General features: G+C 62.8%; 25 protein-coding genes. 13 read left to right on the plus strand and 12 right to left on the minus strand.

The window, feature by feature from the left end:
- The first annotated feature begins 73 nt into the window (after positions 1 to 73).
- A complete protein-coding gene (locus FHS03_RS14425) occupies positions 74 to 556 on the plus strand; it encodes an NUDIX hydrolase (protein ID WP_183441652.1) in 483 nt (160 codons plus the stop codon).
- A gap of 21 nt (positions 557 to 577) precedes the next feature.
- Entirely contained in the window at positions 578 to 1,690 is a 1,113-nt protein-coding gene (gene mnmA, locus FHS03_RS14430; RefSeq protein WP_183441653.1) for a tRNA 2-thiouridine(34) synthase MnmA, read from the plus strand.
- On the opposite strand, the gene FHS03_RS14435 is transcribed toward mnmA, so the two are convergent.
- The 9 genes from FHS03_RS14435 to FHS03_RS14475 all read right to left on the minus strand — a co-directional run bounded on the left by FHS03_RS14435 (position 1,673) and on the right by FHS03_RS14475 (position 7,375).
- Complete coding sequence (locus FHS03_RS14435) at positions 1,673 to 2,107, minus strand: ANTAR domain-containing response regulator (protein WP_183441654.1); 435 nt, start codon at positions 2,105 to 2,107, stop codon at positions 1,673 to 1,675. The two genes, mnmA and FHS03_RS14435, sit on opposite strands and share 18 nt — an antisense overlap.
- Positions 2,108 to 2,154: 47 nt before the next feature.
- Entirely contained in the window at positions 2,155 to 2,928 is a 774-nt protein-coding gene (locus FHS03_RS14440) for a 5'-3' exonuclease (protein WP_183441655.1), read from the minus strand.
- Between the two features lie 76 nt (positions 2,929 to 3,004).
- Positions 3,005 to 3,154, minus strand: coding sequence for a hypothetical protein (locus FHS03_RS14445; protein ID WP_183441656.1), 150 nt, complete (start codon positions 3,152 to 3,154; stop codon positions 3,005 to 3,007).
- 19 nt (positions 3,155 to 3,173) lie between these two features.
- The gene (locus FHS03_RS14450) at positions 3,174 to 3,464 is read right to left on the minus strand and encodes a BrnT family toxin (protein WP_229426217.1); all 291 of its coding nucleotides are present in this window, start codon (positions 3,462 to 3,464) and stop codon (positions 3,174 to 3,176) included.
- 110 nt (positions 3,465 to 3,574) lie between these two features.
- Positions 3,575 to 4,006, minus strand: coding sequence for an Sbal_3080 family lipoprotein (locus FHS03_RS14455; protein WP_183441657.1), 432 nt, complete (start codon positions 4,004 to 4,006; stop codon positions 3,575 to 3,577).
- A gap of 103 nt (positions 4,007 to 4,109) precedes the next feature.
- A complete protein-coding gene (locus FHS03_RS14460; protein ID WP_183441658.1) occupies positions 4,110 to 4,781 on the minus strand; it encodes a glutathione S-transferase family protein in 672 nt (223 codons plus the stop codon).
- A gap of 116 nt (positions 4,782 to 4,897) precedes the next feature.
- The gene (locus FHS03_RS14465) at positions 4,898 to 5,203 is read right to left on the minus strand and encodes a DUF6587 family protein (protein ID WP_183441659.1); all 306 of its coding nucleotides are present in this window, start codon (positions 5,201 to 5,203) and stop codon (positions 4,898 to 4,900) included.
- A 3-nt stretch (positions 5,204 to 5,206) separates the two neighbouring features.
- Positions 5,207 to 7,099, minus strand: a complete 1,893-nt coding sequence (gene feoB, locus FHS03_RS14470) for a ferrous iron transporter B (RefSeq protein ID WP_183441660.1) — start codon at positions 7,097 to 7,099, stop codon at positions 5,207 to 5,209.
- A 3-nt stretch (positions 7,100 to 7,102) separates the two neighbouring features.
- Positions 7,103 to 7,375: a FeoA family protein gene (locus FHS03_RS14475; RefSeq protein ID WP_183441661.1), complete on the minus strand. Its 273-nt coding sequence runs from the start codon at positions 7,373 to 7,375 to the stop codon at positions 7,103 to 7,105.
- A 247-nt stretch (positions 7,376 to 7,622) separates the two neighbouring features.
- On the opposite strand from FHS03_RS14475, the gene FHS03_RS14480 reads away from it, so the two are divergent.
- Together FHS03_RS14480 and FHS03_RS14485 are read left to right on the plus strand one after the other, a co-directional pair.
- Positions 7,623 to 7,829 (plus strand): (2Fe-2S)-binding protein, encoded by a 207-nt coding sequence (locus FHS03_RS14480; protein ID WP_176348900.1) that lies wholly within the window; start codon positions 7,623 to 7,625, stop codon positions 7,827 to 7,829.
- A 9-nt stretch (positions 7,830 to 7,838) separates the two neighbouring features.
- Positions 7,839 to 8,537 carry an energy transducer TonB gene (locus FHS03_RS14485; protein WP_183441662.1) on the plus strand — a complete coding sequence of 233 codons (699 nt, stop codon included), beginning with the start codon at positions 7,839 to 7,841 and terminating at the stop codon, positions 8,535 to 8,537.
- A 172-nt stretch (positions 8,538 to 8,709) separates the two neighbouring features.
- On the opposite strand, the gene FHS03_RS14490 is transcribed toward FHS03_RS14485, so the two are convergent.
- Positions 8,710 to 9,390 carry a Fe2+-dependent dioxygenase gene (locus FHS03_RS14490; protein ID WP_183441663.1) on the minus strand — a complete coding sequence of 227 codons (681 nt, stop codon included), beginning with the start codon at positions 9,388 to 9,390 and terminating at the stop codon, positions 8,710 to 8,712.
- Positions 9,391 to 9,407: 17 nt separating this feature from the next.
- Complete coding sequence (locus FHS03_RS14495; protein ID WP_183441664.1) at positions 9,408 to 11,696, minus strand: TonB-dependent receptor; 2,289 nt, start codon at positions 11,694 to 11,696, stop codon at positions 9,408 to 9,410.
- 166 nt (positions 11,697 to 11,862) lie between these two features.
- Between FHS03_RS14495 and bfr the strand changes: the two genes are divergently transcribed.
- A complete protein-coding gene (gene bfr, locus FHS03_RS14500; RefSeq protein WP_050411113.1) occupies positions 11,863 to 12,339 on the plus strand; it encodes a bacterioferritin in 477 nt (158 codons plus the stop codon).
- 49 nt (positions 12,340 to 12,388) lie between these two features.
- On the plus strand, positions 12,389 to 13,330 hold the full coding sequence (locus FHS03_RS14505; protein WP_183441665.1) for a PfkB family carbohydrate kinase: 942 nt from the start codon (positions 12,389 to 12,391) through the stop codon (positions 13,328 to 13,330).
- Positions 13,331 to 13,362: 32 nt separating this feature from the next.
- Here FHS03_RS14505 and FHS03_RS14510 read toward each other — a convergent pair whose 3' ends face one another.
- Positions 13,363 to 13,974, minus strand: coding sequence for a glutathione S-transferase family protein (locus tag FHS03_RS14510; protein WP_183441666.1), 612 nt, complete (start codon positions 13,972 to 13,974; stop codon positions 13,363 to 13,365).
- A gap of 178 nt (positions 13,975 to 14,152) precedes the next feature.
- Here FHS03_RS14510 and purB point away from each other — a divergent pair, with 178 nt between their 5' ends.
- The 7 genes from purB (at position 14,153) to FHS03_RS14545 (ending at position 18,473) form a co-directional block, all read left to right on the plus strand.
- Positions 14,153 to 15,526 (plus strand): adenylosuccinate lyase, encoded by a 1,374-nt coding sequence (gene purB, locus FHS03_RS14515; RefSeq protein ID WP_183441667.1) that lies wholly within the window; start codon positions 14,153 to 14,155, stop codon positions 15,524 to 15,526.
- A gap of 194 nt (positions 15,527 to 15,720) precedes the next feature.
- Entirely contained in the window at positions 15,721 to 16,245 is a 525-nt protein-coding gene (locus FHS03_RS14520) for a cytochrome b (protein ID WP_183441668.1), read from the plus strand.
- A gap of 23 nt (positions 16,246 to 16,268) precedes the next feature.
- Positions 16,269 to 16,820: a YceI family protein gene (locus FHS03_RS14525; RefSeq protein ID WP_183441669.1), complete on the plus strand. Its 552-nt coding sequence runs from the start codon at positions 16,269 to 16,271 to the stop codon at positions 16,818 to 16,820.
- A gap of 21 nt (positions 16,821 to 16,841) precedes the next feature.
- A complete protein-coding gene (locus tag FHS03_RS14530) occupies positions 16,842 to 17,411 on the plus strand; it encodes a YceI family protein (protein WP_176348910.1) in 570 nt (189 codons plus the stop codon).
- Between the two features lie 156 nt (positions 17,412 to 17,567).
- Complete coding sequence (locus FHS03_RS14535) at positions 17,568 to 17,708, plus strand: hypothetical protein (RefSeq protein WP_229426218.1); 141 nt, start codon at positions 17,568 to 17,570, stop codon at positions 17,706 to 17,708.
- Between the two features lie 67 nt (positions 17,709 to 17,775).
- The gene (locus FHS03_RS14540) at positions 17,776 to 18,090 is read left to right on the plus strand and encodes a helix-turn-helix domain-containing protein (RefSeq protein ID WP_183441670.1); all 315 of its coding nucleotides are present in this window, start codon (positions 17,776 to 17,778) and stop codon (positions 18,088 to 18,090) included.
- 113 nt (positions 18,091 to 18,203) lie between these two features.
- Positions 18,204 to 18,473: a GlsB/YeaQ/YmgE family stress response membrane protein gene (locus tag FHS03_RS14545; RefSeq protein ID WP_176348911.1), complete on the plus strand. Its 270-nt coding sequence runs from the start codon at positions 18,204 to 18,206 to the stop codon at positions 18,471 to 18,473.
- Positions 18,474 to 18,609 lie beyond the last annotated feature (136 nt).

Raw genomic sequence — 18,609 nt, forward strand, 5'->3', positions numbered from 1 at the left:
ATGTGTAACTAGGCTGTCATCTGCGCGTGGCCGGAACAGGCTAAAATGTCGGCTCTTTCAAGGATGAGACTTCATGCCGCGTACCTGGAAACCCTCTGTAACCGTTGCCGCCGTCATTGAACGCGACGGCAAATTCCTGCTGATCGAAGAAGAAACCAGCGATGGCATCCGCCTGAACCAGCCGGCCGGCCACCTGGATCCGCACGAATCGCTGGAACAGGCGGTCGTCCGCGAAACCCTGGAAGAGACGGCGCACGACTTCCGTCCCACCGCCCTGGTGGGCATGTATATGTCGCGCTACCGCTCGGCGCGCACCGGCGAATTGGTGACCTATCTGCGCTTCGCCTTCTGCGGCGAGGTCGGCGAACACTATGCCGAGCGGCCGCTGGACGATGGCATTTTGCGCACAATGTGGCTTACACGCGACGAAATCGCCGCCTGCCGCGAACGGCACCGCAGTCCCCTGCTGTTGCAATGCGTGGACGAATACCTGGCCGGCAAGCGCGCGCCGCTGGAACTATTGCATACCCACATTTCCGTGTTCGAGGAAGTGTGAAACTGAATTGGAATTGGCAAGATGAGTAAGAAAAAAGTCGTGATCGGCATGTCAGGCGGAGTGGACTCCTCGGTCGCGGCGTGGATGTTGAAGGAACAGGGTTACGAGGTGATCGGCCTGTTCATGAAGAACTGGGAAGACGACGACGATTCGGAATACTGCTCCACGCGCCAGGACTGGATCGACGCGGCCAGCGTGGCCGACGTGATCGGCGTCGATATCGAGGCCGTCAACTTCTCGGCCGAATACAAGGACCGCGTGTTCGCCGAATTCCTGCGCGAATACCAGGCTGGCCGCACGCCGAACCCCGATGTGCTGTGCAATGCCGAGATCAAGTTCAAGGCTTTCCTCGACCACGCCATGCACCTGGGCGCGGACCTGATCGCCACCGGCCACTATGCGCGCGTGCGCCAGAACATGGCGCACGGCCGCTTCGAGCTGCTGAAAGCCTTCGACCATACCAAGGACCAGAGCTACTTCCTGCACCGCCTGAACCAGGCGCAGTTGTGCAAGACCCTGTTCCCGCTCGGCGAAATCCCGAAAACGCAAGTGCGCCAGATCGCCGAAAAACTCCAGCTGCCGAATGCGGCCAAGAAGGATTCGACCGGCATCTGCTTTATCGGCGAGCGTCCTTTCCGCGAATTCCTGAACCGCTACCTCTCGTACAAGCCCGGTCCGATGAAGACGCCGGACGGCAAGGTGGTGGGCGAGCATGTGGGCCTGAGCTTCTACACCCTGGGCCAGCGCAAGGGCATCGGCATCGGCGGCGTGAAGACTTACCAGAACGCCGACGGCAGCAGCGATGCCTGGTATGTGGCGCGCAAGGATGTGGCCAACAACACGCTATGGGTGGTGCAGGGCCACGACCATCCCTGGCTGCTCTCGTCCACGCTGCAGGCGGCCCAGGCCAGCTGGATCGCGGGCGTGGCGCCCGCGGCGGGCCGCATCGCGGCCAAGACGCGTTACCGCCAGGCCGATGTGGCTTGCGATGTGGCGCCGGCCGGCGATCTGGAATTCGCGCTGGATTTCGTCGATGCCCAATGGGCGGTGACGCCCGGCCAGTCGGCCGTGCTGTATGACGGCGATGTCTGCCTGGGCGGCGGGATTATCGGCAGCTCAAGCTTCGCCGCCTGAGCCATCGCCGTCGGCGGCGCCGTTCTGCGCCGCCAGCGCCTTCTGCTGGCGCTTGACCATGGCGATCACGGTGTTGCGGATGGTCTTCAACACCGTGTCGGCATTGAAGGGCTTGACGATGAAGCCGCTGACGCCCATGCCATGCGCCCACTGGATGGCGCTGGCGTCGAATTCGCTCGACACCATGAAGATCACGGTCTTGGGCCAGTCGCGGCGCAAGGCGCGCAAGCCTTCCTCGTCATCCTCCACCTGGCCGCGCGCGATGCAAACGATCTGCGGCTGGTATTTGACCATCAGGGCCGTGGCGGAAGCGCAGGTATGCCCTTGGCCGACCACGTCATAGCCGCCGTCCAGCAGAACGGTATTCAGCAGCCCGCGCGCCACCGCGCTGCCGTCGATGATGATTGCCTTTAACATCGTGTAAAGCCTTTTCTCTTTTATTATGCGACGCCGCGCGGCATGGTTTACTGCTCCCAGGCCAGCATATTCCAGCTGACGCCGATACGCACGTCGGTTTTTAATTGCACCAACTGACGTGAAAGATACAGCATATCGCGTTCTTTTCGTAGTGTTTCGCCCAGCGTGTCCTTCAGTATACCGGCGCCGGCCATGATCGCATCCAGGCTGCCATAAGTGCGCAACAGCTTGGCGGCCGTCTTGGCGCCCACCTTGGACACGCCGGGAATGGAATCGGTGGCGTCGCCCATCAGGGCCAGCAGATCGGGCAGCTGGGCCGCGCTCACGCCCCATTTGCGCTCGACCCAGTCGTGGTCATGCCATTCGCTCTTGAAATGGTCCCACAGCAGGGCACCGTTATCGATCAGGCAATGCAGATCCTTGTCGGTGCTGGCGACGATGGCCTCGCCACGGCCCTCGCCCAGCCAACGCAACACCACGGTGCCGATCACGTCGTCGGCCTCGACGTCGGGCAGGGAGACGGGGCACAGGCCGATGCCTTGCAGCTTGGCATAGAATTGCGGCAGGGCCGCGCGCAGCGGCGCCGGCATGGGATCGCGGCCTTCGCGGTAGCCGGCGTACAGGGCGTGGCGCCAGGTGGCGCCGCCGAAATCGAAGGCCGGCAGCACGTGGCTGGGCCGGTGGTCGGTGATCAGGTTGCGGAAGGAGGACAGCGCATGGCGCAGCGCGATCTCAGCCTTTTCCGCCGAATCGGGTTCGGGGCTGGCTTCGTAGACGCGGCGCACGATGTTCAGGCCGTCGATGGCAAGCAGGCGCGCCATATCAGAATGTCATCAGGGCAAAGTGCATGCCCGCCATTCTAACGGCAAACCGGCCCATCCCGGCCTTGCGCCCGGCTCAGGCGCTTTCCTTGCGGAGTTTTTTCAGCAATTCGGGCATTTGCTGGATGGGCACCATCTGCGCCAGCTGCTCGTCGGTCAGCGGCTGGGCGTCGGGGTCGGCCAAGGCCGCCGCCATGATTTTGCGCTCTTCCTCTTCCGAGTGCATGATGATCCGGAATCCCCTCTTAGTAACAAGCGTTATCATATTTCACCTTCTCCTTGCGGTTGGCTGGACGCAAGCTGATAATCCGATAGCGCTTGCCCCGTTCCACGAAAACGACAAAATACAGACCTGCATATCCGCCTTGTAAATCCAGTACCAAAGCAGCCATGCGCTGCTCATCGTAGGCATAGCGCCGATCTGGCCAGACCACGGCATGATCCCAATCGAGCTGGGCCGCCAAAGATAAAGGTACACCATGCCGCTTGCGGTTGGCGAGGTTCTCGGCCGCATCGAACTCGATCTCCATTTCCATGCTAGGCGTTCCGGATAGGCAGATCAAGCAAGCTTATCCGGCGGAGGCCGGGCAGGAGTTGTGCTAGGTCAGGAGTTCAGTCCAGTCATTCGTGGCGACTGCAGCGGGCCTCAAAGGCCGGCGCCGCCGGGGAACAGCTGGTGCACCAGTTCGACGATCTTCTTGTCGGCATCGATCCATTTGCCGGTATTCATGCCGCCGCTCTGCGAGTCGTATTTGGCTTCACCAATCAGCTTGCCTTCGCGGTAGACGCGGATGTCGGCATACGCCATGTACAGGGCCAGATCCCAGCGCCACAAGGCATTGTAGGTGGACGTGGCGGGACACTCCGTGATCGAGGCCGAGGATGGCAGGCGACGCACGATATAACCCTTGCTTTCCAGCGCGCGCTTATAGCTTTCGACAAAGCCCACGCGCACGCTGCTGTTCTCGATCAGGCAGATCTGCTTGCCGGTAAACGACTCCACCGGCCTCACCGTTTGATGGATGGCGCAGCCGCTCATGCTCAGGGCGGTCAGGGCCAGGGCGGCGAGTTGTTTCATGCGGCGTCCTTGCTGGATATTCGACATAGTGATGGATTGCACTTTCTATTTCTTAATGTGCAATATCATATATATCCTTTCCGGATGCCGCAATGGCGCCGGCTCAGCGCAGCAATTCGTAGGGACCGCCGCGTTCCAGCGCGCGCTGGTAGGCAGGACGGGCATGGATGCGCTGCAGGAAGGCCGCCAGGCGCGGCCGCTCGGCGTCGAGTCCGCCGCGCGCCGTGGCCGCCTCCAGCGGGAAGCTCATCTGGATATCGGCCGCGCTGAAGGCGCTGCCGGCGAACCACTCGCTGCCGGCCAGCTCGCCTTCCAGATAATCGAGGTGCTGCTTGATCTGCGGCAGGATGTAGCTTTGCTTGACCTTGCCCGCGATGGCCTTGGCGATGGGGCGCACGAAGAAGGGCGCGGGCGCGCTTTCCACGCGGTCGAAGACCAGCTTCATCAGCAGCGGCGTCATCAGCGAGCCTTCGGCATAGTGCAGGAAGTAGCGCCAGCGCAGCTTGTCGGATGTACCGGCCGGCGGCACCAGGCGGCCCTCGCCATACTTCTCCACCAGATACTCGATGATCGCGCCCGACTCGGCCACCAGCACCTCGCCATCCTGGATCACGGGCGACTTGCCCAGCGGATGAATCTTACGCAGCTCGGGCGGCGCCAGCATGGTCTTGGCATTACGCTGATAGCGCACGATCTCGTAGTCGAGGCCGAGCTCTTCCAGCAGCCACAGCACGCGCTGCGAACGGGAATTGTTGAGGTGGTGGACAGTAATCATGCGCGCTCTCATGGCAGGTGGCAAAGGCTTGCCAGCTTAGCATGGCGCGTACTTCCGAGTGGAGACCGTGCTGCCGCCTGGCTGCGCTGTTGCGCTGGCGCAGGCGGCCGCTGGCTTCAGCGCTGCAAGTGCAGGGTGATGACGCGGCGGGCGGGGCCGCCGCTGGAGGACGAGGGCGGGGTCGGGCCGCCGCTGCCGCCCGCGCCCTTGCCGCCGTTATCGCTGTCGCAAGAGCCGCAGGAACCGCAGCCGCTGCCGCAGCTGGCGCTGGTACGGAAGAACTTGGCGGTCTTGTCCTGGTTGAAGCCGCGCTGGCTCAGGAAGTGGACGATGCGGCGGCGCCAGGCGGCTGGCAGAAAGCGCGCGCTGGCATGCAGCGCGGCGGCGACGATGACCAATGCAACGATGATCTCCTGCCACATGGCTTAGCCTCCGGTGAAGTAGGTGGCGATACGGAAGGTCAGGAAGGACGCGCCGTAAGCCAGTGCAAACATATAGCCCGCCATCAGCAGCGGATAGCGCCAGCTGTTGGTCTCGCGCTTGACCACGGACAGCGTGGACAGGCATTGCGGCGCGAAGATATACCAGGCCATCAGCGACAGCGCGGTGGCCAGCGGCCAGCTGCCGCCGATCACCGGCACCAGCGTGGCGGCCAGTTCGTCGCCGGTCTGGGACAGGGCGTACACCGTGCCCAGCGCGCCCACGGCCACTTCGCGCGCCGCCATGCCGGGCACCAGCGCAATGCAGATCTGCCAGTTGAAGCCGATCGGCGCGAAGATGTATTCCAGACCGCGGCCCAGCATGCCGGCCAGGCTGTAGTAGATCGGCGGATGCACGGCGTCGGCCGGCGCGCCGGGGAAGCTCGACAACGCCCACAGCAGGATCATCAAGGTCAGGATCAGGGTGCCGACGCGCATCAGGAAGGTGCGCGCACGCTCCCACAGGCCCAGCGCCAGGTTCTGCAGATGCGGCCAGTGGTAGCTCGGCAGCTCCAGCATCAGCGGCTGCAGGCGCTTGCTGCCGAAGCTGCGCTTCATGACCCAGGCCACGGCCATGGCCGAAATAATGCCGGCGAAGTAGAGGCCGAACAGCACCAGGCCTTGCAGGCTCATGAAGCCCAGCACGTCGCGTTCGGGAATGAAGGCGGCGATGATCAGGGTATAGATCGGCAGGCGCGCCGAGCAGGTCATCAGCGGCGCGATCATGATGGTGACGAGGCGGTCGCGTGGATTCTGGATGGTGCGCGCGGCCATCACGCCCGGCACGGCGCAGGCAAAGCTCGACAGCAGCGGAATGAAGGCGCGGCCCGACAGGCCGACCCCGCCCATCATGCGGTCGAGCAGGAAGGCGGCGCGCGGCAGGTAGCCGCAGTCTTCCAGCACCAGGATGAAGAAGAACAGGATCAGGATCTGCGGCAGGAAGACCAGCACGCTGCCCACCCCGCCCAGGATGCCTTCGACCAGCAGGCTGCGCAGCACGCCCTCGGCCATATGTTCCTTGACCAGCTCGCCCAGATGGCCGACCCCGCCTTCGATCATGTCCATCGGCACTTCGGCCCAGCTGAACACGGCCTGGAACACGAGAAACATCAGGAGCGCCAGGATGACCGGGCCGGCCACGGGATGCAGCACCAGATGGTCGATCTTCTCGCTGCGGTCTTCCTTGCCATGCGGATCGCTGGTGACGGCGGCCAGGATGCGGCGCACTTCGCGCTGGGTCTCCTCGACTGAGACGGCGTCGATGGCGGCCAGCGGCTGCGGCGCGGTCTTGCTGATCGGCCACAGCGCATCGAGGGCGCGCAGCAGCGATTTTTCGCCGCCGCTCTGCACGGCCACGGTTTCCACCACGGCCATGCCCAGTTCCTGCGCCAGCTTGGTGGCGTCGATCACGATGCCGCGCTTCTTGGCCACGTCGACCATGTTCAGGCACAGCAGCATCGGCAGGCCGAGGCGCTTGATCTCCAGCACCAGGCGCAGGTTCAGGCGCAGATTGGTGGCGTCGACCACGCACACCACGACGTCGGGCGCGGCATCGCCGGCGCGCAGGCCGGCCACCACGTCGCGCGTGATCGCCTCATCGGGCGTGTGGGCGCTCAGGCTGTAGGCACCCGGCAAGTCCAGCACGCGGAAGGGATGGCCCTCGGGCGAGGTGAACTGCCCTTCCTTGCGCTCGATGGTGACGCCGGCATAGTTGGCGACCTTTTGGCGCGAGCCGGTCAGACGGTTGAACAAGGCGGTCTTGCCGCAATTCGGATTGCCGAGCAAAGCGACCATCGGCAGCTGCGTCACAGGCGACGCAGGTTTTTCTACTGCACCCATTATTTATTCCGGTTGGATCGAAATCAGCGCGGCTTCGAAGCGGCGCAAAGCAAAAGTGGCGTTGCCGACCTTGATGGCCAGCGGCTCGCCGCCGGGCATGCCGCGTTTCAGCATGCGGATGCGCTCGCCCGGCACGAAGCCCAGCTCCATCAGGCGGCGCGGCAGATCGGCCCCCTCGTCCATATCGCCCGGATTGCCCGGCGCAATATGGACCACCGTACCGCTTTTCCCGACGCCCAGCGTGTCGAGACTGATCAGGGAAGGCGTATGTGTCATGGGGTATTTCCAGTCTGTACAGCAGAAAATTCTGCGAAGAAATAAGTACTCATTATAAGGTCAATGCGAATGGTTTGTATTTGCACGGATTGCTTGCATTGTACGCCTGCTTGAGGCAAAATGGGAACCGTAATGATAATGATTCTCATTAAGTAAGAAGCAAAGGTGTTGAAAGCACCATCTCTTACAAATGGGCATCTGATCCGGATTCCAGCCCCACTAACTTAGCCAGACCGAAGGTGTTTCGATGATTGTTTGCGTGTGCAACAACATTTCCGACCGCGAAATCCGTCAAGCCGTGGACATGGGTTTGACGACGATGGCCGAACTGCGCCGCGATCTGGGCGTGGCCACTTGCTGCGGCAAGTGCCACCCCTGCGCCAAAGGCGTGCTCAACGAACACCTCAAGCACCTCAACGAAACAGTGTTAACACGCCCCGCCGTTATAGCTTAAGGAACAGCAATGAGTACGATGACCATCTCCGCCCCGCAAACCAATCTGAGCCATATGATCGCCGATCTGTGGCAGGAAAAGGGCGGGAAGATCAGCAAGCTGACGATGATCGCCGTAGCTCACCTGGGTCTGTTCTATGGCCTGCAAAGCGGCATGATGCGCGACGCCGTGAAAATGCTGCCGCAGGTGGTGGAAGTGACGTTCGTGGCCGCGCCCGAACCACCGAAGCCGGCCCCGGCGCCGAAGCTGGTGGAAGTGGCGACCAAGGCGCCGGTGCTCGCGCCGCCGCCCCTGCCCATCATCAACACCGTGGTGGAAAACACCATCACCGTGCAACACACCCCGCCCAAGCAAAGCGACGCCGCGCCGTCCGCGCCAGTCGTGGTAGCGGCCCCGCCCGCGCCCCCTGCCCCACCGGCGCCGGCCACCCCGCGCACCGTGACGGGCGTCGAATACATCCGCGCGCCGCAGCCGGTCTACCCTTCGATCTCGCGCCGCATGGGCGAATCGGGCGTGGTCACCCTGCGCGTACTGATCAGCGAAAAAGGCTTGCCGGAACAAGCCACGGTGCAGAAATCCTCCGGCTCCAGCAATCTGGACGAAGCCGGCCGCCAGGCCGCCATGCGCAGCCTGTTCAAGCCCTTCATGGAAGACGGCAAGCCAGTGCCGGTCTATGTGCTGGTGCCGATCAACTTCCAGCTCTCCTGACAGCGTAGCGATCCCATCCAAAGACCCGCCCCGTGCGGGTCTTTTTTCATCCCGCTTACAGCTCAGCCCGTGTCCACCTTGGTGCCAGGCACCAAGGTGGACACGGGCTGAGCTGTAAGGGCAATAAAAAAGGCGCGGGGTGCGCGCCTTGGGATGCTGTTGCTTTGCGGGTTCAGGTGTCGGCCCACATGCGCAGGAGGTTGTGGTAGTGGCCGGCGAGGCCGACCATGGTTTCGTTGTCGCCGTGGGCGGCGCGCAGTTTCTGGATGTTCTGGTCGAGATCGAACAGCATGGAACGTTGCCAGTCGTCGCGCACCATGCTCTGGGTCCAGAGGAAGGAGGCGATGCGCTCGCCCGCTGTCACGGGCATCACGCGGTGCACGCTGCTCGACGGGTAGACGATGGCGTCGCCCGCCGGCAGTTTGACTTCGTGCGCGCCATAGGTGTCCATCACCACCAGCTCGCCGCCTTCGTATTCGTCCGGCTCGCTGAGGAAGACCGTGGTCGAGACGTCCGAGCGCAGCTTGTCCAGGGTGCCGGACGGCACGCGGATGGCGCCGTCGATGTGCAGGCCGTAGTGCTCGCCGCCGGCATAGCTGTTGAAGTAAGGCGGCAGGATGCGCAGCGGCAGCACGGCCGAGAAGAACAGCGGGTTGTTGCCCAGCGCCCGCATGATGATGTCCCCGAGTTCGAGCGCCAGCGGCGAGCCTTCCGCCAGCTGGCGGTTGCGCTTGACCTGGGCGCCTTGCGAGCCGACGCTGGCGCGGCCGTCGACCCAGTCGCCTTGCGCCATCCGTTCACGGAAGTATTTCACCTGCTCTGGCGTCAACACGCCGGGGACATGCAGCATCATAGGGTTGCCTTGCCTTCTCAGTACTTGAAGTTGGCGGTCAGGGTCGCGCTGCGGCCAGGGCCGACGCCGGCGTAGTGCGGCGAGGAGACCTTGTCGAAGTACAGCTTGTCGGTCAAGTTCTGCACGTTCAGCTGCAGGCTGATGTGCTTGTTGACTTCATAGCTGGCCATCGCGTCGAAGCGGGTGTAGGCCGGCGCCCATTTATTGTTGTTGATGCTGGCGTAGACCTTGGACACATAGTTCAGGCCGCCACCAACGGTCAGGCCCGGCAGCACGCGGTAAGCGGTCCACAGCGAGGCGCTGTTTTTCGGCGTGGCGGGGAAGACATTGCCGTTGAAAGGCGAAGCGGACCACACCGGTTTCGCGGTGGTGCCGGTGTTGACGAAGCCGTTGTCGTCGACACGGCCGTCGAGCCAGGTGTAGCCGCCGAAGATCTGCCAGTCGTTGGTGATATTGCCGCTGACGCCGAATTCGAAGCCATCCACGGTTTTCTTGCCGACGTTCTGGGTGCCGCCATCCGGCGCGGTAACGCGGGCATTGTTCATCTTGCTCTTGAAGATGGCGGCGCTCAGCGACAGGCGGCGCGCCAGCACTTCCCACTTGGTGCCCAGCTCGAAGTTCTTGCTGTCCTGCGGCTTCAGGTTTTGCACGGTGGCCGACAGCGCGTCCAGGCCGTCGCCGCCGTCATTGCCCGGTGGCGTGGACGAGGTGCCGTAGGAGACGTAGATGCTGCTGTTGGCCGAGGGCTTGTACACCAGGCCGGCCTGGTAGTTGGTGAAGTTGCTGTCGGTCTTGGCGTACTGGGCGGCGGTGTTGACGCCGTTCAGGGTGTAGGCCGGCACGTTCAGGGTGCTGCGGAAGCTGTCCCAGCGCAGGCCCACGTTCAGCAACCACTGCGGATTGAATTCCATGGTGTCGAAGACATAGGCCGAACGCGAGTTGCTGACCACATTCGTCATATTCGGCGCCAGCGTGCGGCTGTAGACCCAGGGATCGTGCGGGTTCGGATTGACCAGGGTGGTGCAGTTGTACAGGGTCTCGGCGCCGGCCGTCGGGCAGGTGAAGGTATTGGTCTTCGGATTGTTGGTGCCGGGCGTGAACAGATAGCTGCCGCGGTCCATTTCCTCGCGGCCGAACTCGATGCCGGCGGTGTAGCTGTGCTTGATGCCGGCGGCCTGGAATTCGCCGGTCAGGGCGGAGGTGTTGCCGAGCGACTTGGCCACCACATTGCGGGTGTTGGCGCGGCGCCAGACGGTGCCGTACAGGGCCAGATTGCCTTTCGAGTCGTCCGGCTGGGTCCACACATAGTCGTTGCTGGTGCGGCCGTAGCGGGTGACGTTGCGGAAGCTCATGCCATTGCCGAAGTCATGCTTGACGTCGATGGTGCCGATATCGCTCTTGGTGTCGCGGAAGTCGCGGTTGACCAGGCCGTAGAAGGTGTCGCGCGGCACGGACACCGGGGTGCCGTCGCCGTTCTTGGCCACGTTCGGGCCACTGGTAAACGGATTGTTGAACGGCAGGCCGGTGTCCGGCGTTTCGCTCGACTGCATATGGTAGTAGCTCAGATTGACCTTGGTCGAACCGGTCAGGCCGAAGGCCACGGTGGGCGCGATGCCCCAGCGGTGGCCGCCGATCTCGTTACGGCCTGGCATATCGTTCTCGTGCACCATCACATTCAGGCGCAGCGCGGCGTTCTCGCCCAGCATGCGGTTGATGTCGGCGGTGGCACGGTGGTATTTGGCCGAACCGAGGCTGACGCTGCCGGTGCTGAAGTTCTCGGCCTTGGCCGTCTTGCTGACCAGGTTGACGCCGCCACCGGCGGAGGAACGGCCGCCGTAAGCGGAGTTCGGGCCTTTCACCACTTCGATCTGTTCCAGCGCGAAGATTTCGCGCGACTGCGAGCCGCTGTCGCGGATGCCGTCGATATAGGTGTCGGACTGGGCGTTGTAACCACGGATGAACAGATTGTCGCCTACAGGGTTGCCGCCTTCGGCCGCGCCGACGGTGATGCCGGGCACGGTGCGCAGCGCGTCGGTCAGGGACACGGCGCCGGTCTGCGAAATCACTTCAGCCGGCACCACGGTCACCGATTTCGGCGTGTCCAGTAGCGGGGCGGTGAATTTGTCGGAGGCCGAGCGGGCCGGCGCCTGGAAGTCGCTGGCCGGCTTGCCGGTGATGGTCACTTCCGGCAGTTTCACGGTCGGAGTGGTGTCAGCGCCTTCGGCGTGGAGGGCCAGCGGCATCGCCAGGGTGGCGAGGGCGGTGAGCGTGGCTGGCGCGTGCTTGCGGCTCTTAATGTAGGACATTTATTCTTCCAAGGTTATTGTAAAAACAAGGACTTGCGAGACGGATAAAACGCAAATGATAATAGTTTTCATTTACGTTAGCAATCCTGTCTTGCTGATACAACTTACGTGTATCAGCCCCGCGTGGCAGAATGGCAGCATTAATCACCAAATAAGAAGGCCACCCATGAAGGGCGATAAAGACGTCATCCGTCTGCTGAATGCTCAGCTGACCAATGAACTGACCGCGATCAACCAATACTTCCTGCATGCCCGCATGTACCGCCACTGGGGCTTGGCCAAGCTGGGCAAGAAGGAATATGAAGAATCGATCGGCGAAATGAAACACGCCGACAAGCTGATCGACCGCATCCTGATGCTGGACGGCCTGCCCAATCTGCAAGCCCTGCACAAGCTGCTGATCGGCGAGAACACCGAAGAAATGCTGGAATGCGACCTGAAACTGGAACGCGGCGCCCACGCCACAGTCAAGGAAGGCATTGCGCAGGCGGAAAAAGTGGGCGATTATGTCTCACGCGACCTGCTGCTGGAAATCCTGGAAGATACCGAAGAACACATCGACTGGCTGGAAACCCAGATCGACCTGATCGGCAAGATCGGTATTCAAAACTACCTGCAAAGCCAGATGGCAGAAGAAGAGTAAGCCAACCAGGCCGCCGCGAAGGCGGCCTTTTTTATCCTGACGGCTAGACATGGGCGAAAGCGGGCAGGTAGCCGTATACGGCGAAGCGCTGGTGGACGATTTCCTCAGCGAGCAGGTGGTCGGCGGCGCGCCATTCAATGTGGCGCGCAATCTGGCCGCGTTCGGCACATCCCCGCTCATGATCACGCGCATCGGCCTGGACGAGCACGGCGGCTTGATCCGCTCCGAATTCCGCCGTTTCGGCCTCGACGGCGACGGCGTGCAGCTCGATGCGCGCGCGCCCACCGGCCGCGTGATGGTCAAGCGCACGCCCCAGGGCCACCGCTTCATCGTGCTGCCGGAACAGGCTTACGACCATATCGAGGCGCGCCCGGCGCTCACCGCGCTGGAGCAGCATCCCGCCGCCACCATCTATTTCGGCACCCTGGCCCAGCGCGGCACGCAGTCGCGCAACACCCTGCTGCGCCTGCTGCAAGCGAGCGACGCCACCCGTTTCCTCGACCTTAACCTGCGCGAAGGCCAGTTCGCCGCGCGCACCATCGACGAGTCGCTGCAATTGGCCGACATCGTGAAAGTCAATGAGGAAGAGCTGGACCACCTGTTCAAATGCTATGCGCCGAGCTTGCCGGCCGGTGCCGCGGCGCGGCCGGAAGACGCTGCGGCGGCCGAAGCCTGCCGCGCCCTGCAGCGCCGCTTCGCCCTGCAAGGCTTGCTGGTCACGCTGGGCGCGCGCGGCGCCGTGTATTTCGATGGCGAAGGCCAACTCCATGGCGCGCATGACGGTGTGGCGCCGGCCCACTTCATCGATACCGTCGGCGCCGGCGACGCCTTTTCGGCCGTGTTCCTGCTCGGCCGCCTGCAAGGCTGGCCGCTGCCGCTGACCTTGGCGCGCGCGCATGCCTTCGCCGCCGCCATCTGCGGCATCGCGGGCGCGGTGCCGCCGGACCTGGAATTCTACGCGCCGTGGCTGGCGGGCTGGCGCTCGCGCTGAGCTCAGGTCAGCCCGGCCCGGCCGCGCAGGCATCAAGCCTGTGGCACGGTATCCTTGAAGGAGGGACGTTCGGACAGCTTGTCGAACAGGCGCGCCAGATTCGGATGGCTCTCGCGCCAGGCGATGGCGGGGAAGCGGAAGCTGAGCCAGCCGAGCGCGCAGCCGACCGCCACATCGGCCAGCGAATAGTGGTTGCCGGCGCAGAAGGGACTGTCGCCCAGGCGCTGCTCCATGGCCGCCAGGCCGCGTTCGACTTTCAACATCTGGCGCGCCACCCAGGCTTCGCTTTGCAGCTCCGGCGGTCGCTGGATGCGCTCCAGGCGCACCAAGACCGCCGCGTCCAGCACGCCGTCGGCCAGGGCTTCCCAGCACTTGATGTCGGCGCGTTCGCGGCCGTTCGGCGGCAGCAGCTTGCCGACCGGGGTCAGGGTATCGAGGTATTCGACGATGACGCGCGAGTCCTGCATCACATAACCGTCTTCCATGACCAGGCAGGGCACTTTGCCGAGCGGATTCAAGTCCTGGATGGTGGTTTCCGGCACCCACACGTTTTCCAACACGAACTGGCAGTCAAGCTTCTTTTCCGCCAGCACGACGCGCACTTTGCGCACATAAGGACTGGCGAGTGAACCGATAAGTTTCATAGACACCTGAGAGGGAGGATCAGATGTCAGTATAGCATCGGCGCCGCCGGCGCAAGCGCCAGGCTGGCGCGGCCGGCGGCGGCGGGCTGTTTGCGCCATCGGCGCCGCGATTTCAGGCCCGGCCGGTGGTAAAATCGCGTTTTGCTTTCCAACCTTGCTGCTGTTCTTTCCTGCTCCTATGACTACTCCCTACTCCACCTTGTCGGCCCTGTCTCCGCTGGACGGCCGTTATGCGTCCAAGACCGACAAGCTGCGCCCCATCCTGTCCGAATCGGGCTTCATGCACCACCGCGTGAAAGTCGAAATCGCCTGGCTGCAAGCCCTGTCCCTGGCCGGCTTCGACGAGATCAAGCCATTCCCGGCCGCCGCCAGCGCCCTGCTCGACAAGCTGGCCGCCGAGTTCACCGAACAGGATGCCGCCCGCATCAAGGAAATCGAAGCCGTCACCAACCATGACGTGAAGGCCGTCGAGTACTGGCTCAAGGAAAAAGTGAAGGACGTGCCGGAACTGGTGGCCGCCTCCGAATTCATCCACTTCGCCTGCACCTCGGAAGACATCAACAACACCTCGCACGGCATGATGCTGAAAGCGGCGCGCGACCAGGTCATGCTGCCGGCCCTGCAAGGCCTGGTGGCGAAGCTGACCGAGATCGCCCACGTCAACGCCGAGCTGCCGATGCTGTCGCGCACCCACGGCCAGACCGCCAGCCCGACCACCCTGGGCAAGGAATTCGCCAACGTCGTCGCCCGCCTGCAGCGCGCCATCGAGCGCATCGCCAAGGTCGAGATCCTGGGCAAGATGAATGGCGCGGTCGGCAACTACAATGCCCACCTGTCGGCCTACCCGTCCTTCGACTGGCCCGCCTTCTCGAAAAACGTGATCGAGCAACGCCTGGGCCTGGTGTTCAACCCGTACACCATCCAGATCGAGCCGCACGACTATATGGCCGAATTGTTCGACGCCGTCGCGCGCGCCAACACCATCCTGCTCGACCTGAACCGCGATATCTGGACCTATGTCTCGCTGGGCTACTTCAAGCAGAAGCTGAAAGCCGGCGAAATCGGTTCCTCCACCATGCCGCACAAGGTCAATCCGATCGACTTCGAAAACTCGGAAGGCAATCTGGGCCTGGCCAACGCCGTACTGAAACACTTGTCCGAGAAGCTGCCCGTGTCGCGCATGCAGCGCGACTTGACCGATTCGACCGTGTTGCGCAATATCGGCGTGGGCCTCGGCTACACCCTGCTCGCTTACGACAGCTGCCTGCGCGGCCTGAACAAGCTGGAAGTCAATCCAACCCGCCTGGAGCAGGATCTGGACGCGAACTGGGAAGTGCTGGCCGAGCCGGTGCAGACCGTGATGCGCCGCTACGGCATCGCCAACCCTTACGAGCAGTTGAAGGAACTGACGCGCGGCAAAGGCATTTCGAAAGACGCGCTGCGCGAGTTCATCACCGGCCTGGCCATCCCGCAGGAAGCGAAAGACCTGCTGCTGGCCATGACCCCGGCCAACTACACGGGCATCGCCGCCCAGTTGGCCAAGCAGATCTAAGCTTCGCCCCGCCTTGGGGCCAGCCTCTTAAAGCTGGTCTTAAGGTAAAGCCGCCGGCATTCGGTTATCGTCTGGGCTGTTCCGGCATCCGCCGGCGCCAGAAATGCCGGCGACTCCCGCGTGCAAAAAAGCGCACGCGGCGTTTCTTTGGTATATTTAGTCCTAATAAGTACTATTAAATCCAGGAAACGCCAATGGACCGCTACACCAAACCCGCCATCCTGCTGCACTGGCTCACCGCCCTGCTGATCATCGCCGCCTTCACGCTGGGCGTGATCATGACCGATATTCCCGGCCTGACGCCGACCAAGCTCAAATACTATTCTTGGCATAAATGGCTGGGCATCACCGTGCTCGCCGTGGCCGTGATCCGCGTGCTGTGGCGCAAGGCCAACCGCCCGCCCGCGCCGCCGGCCAGCATGCCGCAATGGCAGGTGAAGGCGGCCGACGCCACCCACGCCCTGCTCTACCTGCTGATCTTCGCCGTGCCCGTCACCGGCTATCTGTACACCACGGCGGCCGGCGTGCCGGTGGTGTATCTGGGCCTGTTCCAGATTCCCGCCGCCTTCGATCCGAACGCCGAATGGAAGCCGGTGCTGAAAGCCATCCACTACTGGCTGAATATGGTGATGGCCGGCGCCGTCGCCCTGCACGTGGGCGCCGCCCTGAAACACCAGTTCATCGACCGCGACGGCGTGCTGCGCCGCATGCTGCCCTGATTCCACCACTGACAGGAGTTCCCATGAAAATCACCCAACATGTATTGCTCGCCTCCCTGCTGGGCGTGTCGCTGGTGGCTGGCGCCGCCGTGCTGAAGACCGATCCGGCCAAGACCAGCGTGTCGGCCGTGTTCAAGCAGATGAATGTGCCGATCGAATCGAAGTTCAAGAAGCACAATATCGTCATCGACTATAACGCCGCCACCCCGGACGCCTCCAAGGCCTCGGTCGAAGTGGAGACCGCCAGCCTCGATCTGGGCGAGGCGGAAATGAACAAGGAAGTGGCGAAGAAGGAATGGTTCAACTCGGCCCAGTTCCCGAAAGCGACCTTCGTCTCCAGCGCCATCAAGAGCGCCGGCGCCGGCAAGCTCAATGTCAGCGGCAAACTGTCGATCAAGGGCAAAACCGCCGACGTCACCTTCCCCATCGTCGTCAAGACCGAAGGCGGCAAGCAAGTGTTTGAAGGCGCGCTGCCGATCAAACGCCTGGCCTTCAATATCGGCGAAGGCGAATGGAAGGATACCGGCATGGTTGCCGACGAAGTCACCATCAAGTTCCACGTTGTAGCCCAATAACCCGCACGTACAGGAGACTCAATGAAATCCAAGCTTTTGATCGCAGGCCTGATCGCCGCCGCCGCTACCGGTTCCGCCCTGGCGGACACCTATAACATCGACCCGACCCACACCTACCCCAGCTTCGAGGCAGACCATATGGGCCTGTCCGTCTGGCGCGGCAAATTCGGCAAGACCACCGGCACCGTGCAGCTGGACCGCGCCGCCAAGACCGGCAGCCTGGATATCGTGATCGACGCCGCTTCGGTCGACTTTGGCCTGGAATCGATGAACGCCCATGCGCGCAAGCCGGAAATGTTCAATGTCGAGAAATTCCCGAAAGTGACCTACCAGAGCAAATCCTTCAAATTCGAAGGCGACAAGCTGGTGGCCGTGAACGGCGAGCTGACCATGCTGGGCGTGACCAAGCCGGTGACGCTGACGGTCAATAAATTCAAATGCATCATGCACCCGCGCCTGAAACGCGAAGTGTGCGGCGCCGACGCCAGCGCCGAATTCAAGCGCACCGACTTCGGCCTGAACTACGCCACTCCAGCTTTCGCGCCGGAAGTGAAGCTGGCCATCCAGGTGGAAGCCATCAAGGCCGAATAAGCCCCCCGTACCGAACCCCTCCTCGCCCCCGGCGCTCGCCCGAGCCCCGGGGGCTTTTTTTGTCCTTCCTCTGCCGCCGCGCAAATCCCCCATGCGTGCCGCGCGCTACCGTTACAGGCAAGCCATTGGATACCCCACCCAAGCTGGATACACTCAATGCAAGCCCTGTTCATCGAACTTCCCGCCTTTGCAAGGCTGCGGGAACAATATCTGGATGATGAGGCCTACCGGCAGCTCCAGGCCGACCTGCTGCGCAATCCGGAACCCTCTTTGACAAGGATGAGGCTGATAATTTAAGCGCCGATCAATGCAGGCTGCTGCGCCAGCGGCTATTTGCGGAAATCGCGGCAAGAGAGGTCGAATCATGAACAAACGCAACCTATTCTCGGAAATGATGGAAGGCTTCGACGCTCTGCAAGCTGAGCGCGAAGGCAAGCTGACATTGAAGCGCACCTCGCTGGAACATCGGCCCATGCCGCGTTTAAGCGCCGAGGAAGTGGCAAATATTCGGCGCAAGTTGAACGTATCGCAGCAGGTATTTGCACGTCAGCTGCGTATCGAGGCACGCACAATCGCCAACTGGGAGCAGGGAATATCGCGGCCGAATGCCCAAGCCTCGATTCTGCTCAAACTGGTGGAATGCTATCCCGAATTGCTGGACAAGATAGGCAAACTCTGAGACAGCGCACGGTACGCTGCCGCACCAAGCGGCGGGCGGTGGACGAGGTACACTGTAAGCAGGGCCGGGCTGTGCCCGGTGGCCTTTCGTCAACTATCTGAAGGGGAATGAACATGAGCTTCATTATCTGGATTGTTGTAGGCGGCATCCTGGGCTGGCTGGCCAGCCTCGTGATGCGAACCGACGCGCAGCAGGGTCTGTTCCTGAATGTCGTGGTCGGCATCATCGGCGCCCTGCTGGGCGGCTGGCTGCTGTCTCCCTTGTTCGGCGCCGGCACCATCAATGCCGATGATTTCAGCCTGATGTCACTGCTGGTGTCCTTCCTGGGCGCCGTCGTCCTGCTGGCCATCGTCAACCTGATCTTCCGCGGCCGCGTGCGCTGACGGCGCCGTCCCACCCGCTTCGAGCCAGCGCCAGCGGCGTTGGCTTTTTTATTGTGCGACGCAACAATATTCGGTGCCGCAGCTCTGCTCCCGCTCTGGAGCGCGCAGCCACCCACGGCGCAAGCCGCAAAATACC

The organism is Pseudoduganella violacea, from assembly GCF_014191875.1.
In the GTDB taxonomy this organism is placed as follows: Bacteria; Pseudomonadota; Gammaproteobacteria; order Burkholderiales; family Burkholderiaceae_D; genus Rugamonas; species Rugamonas violacea_A.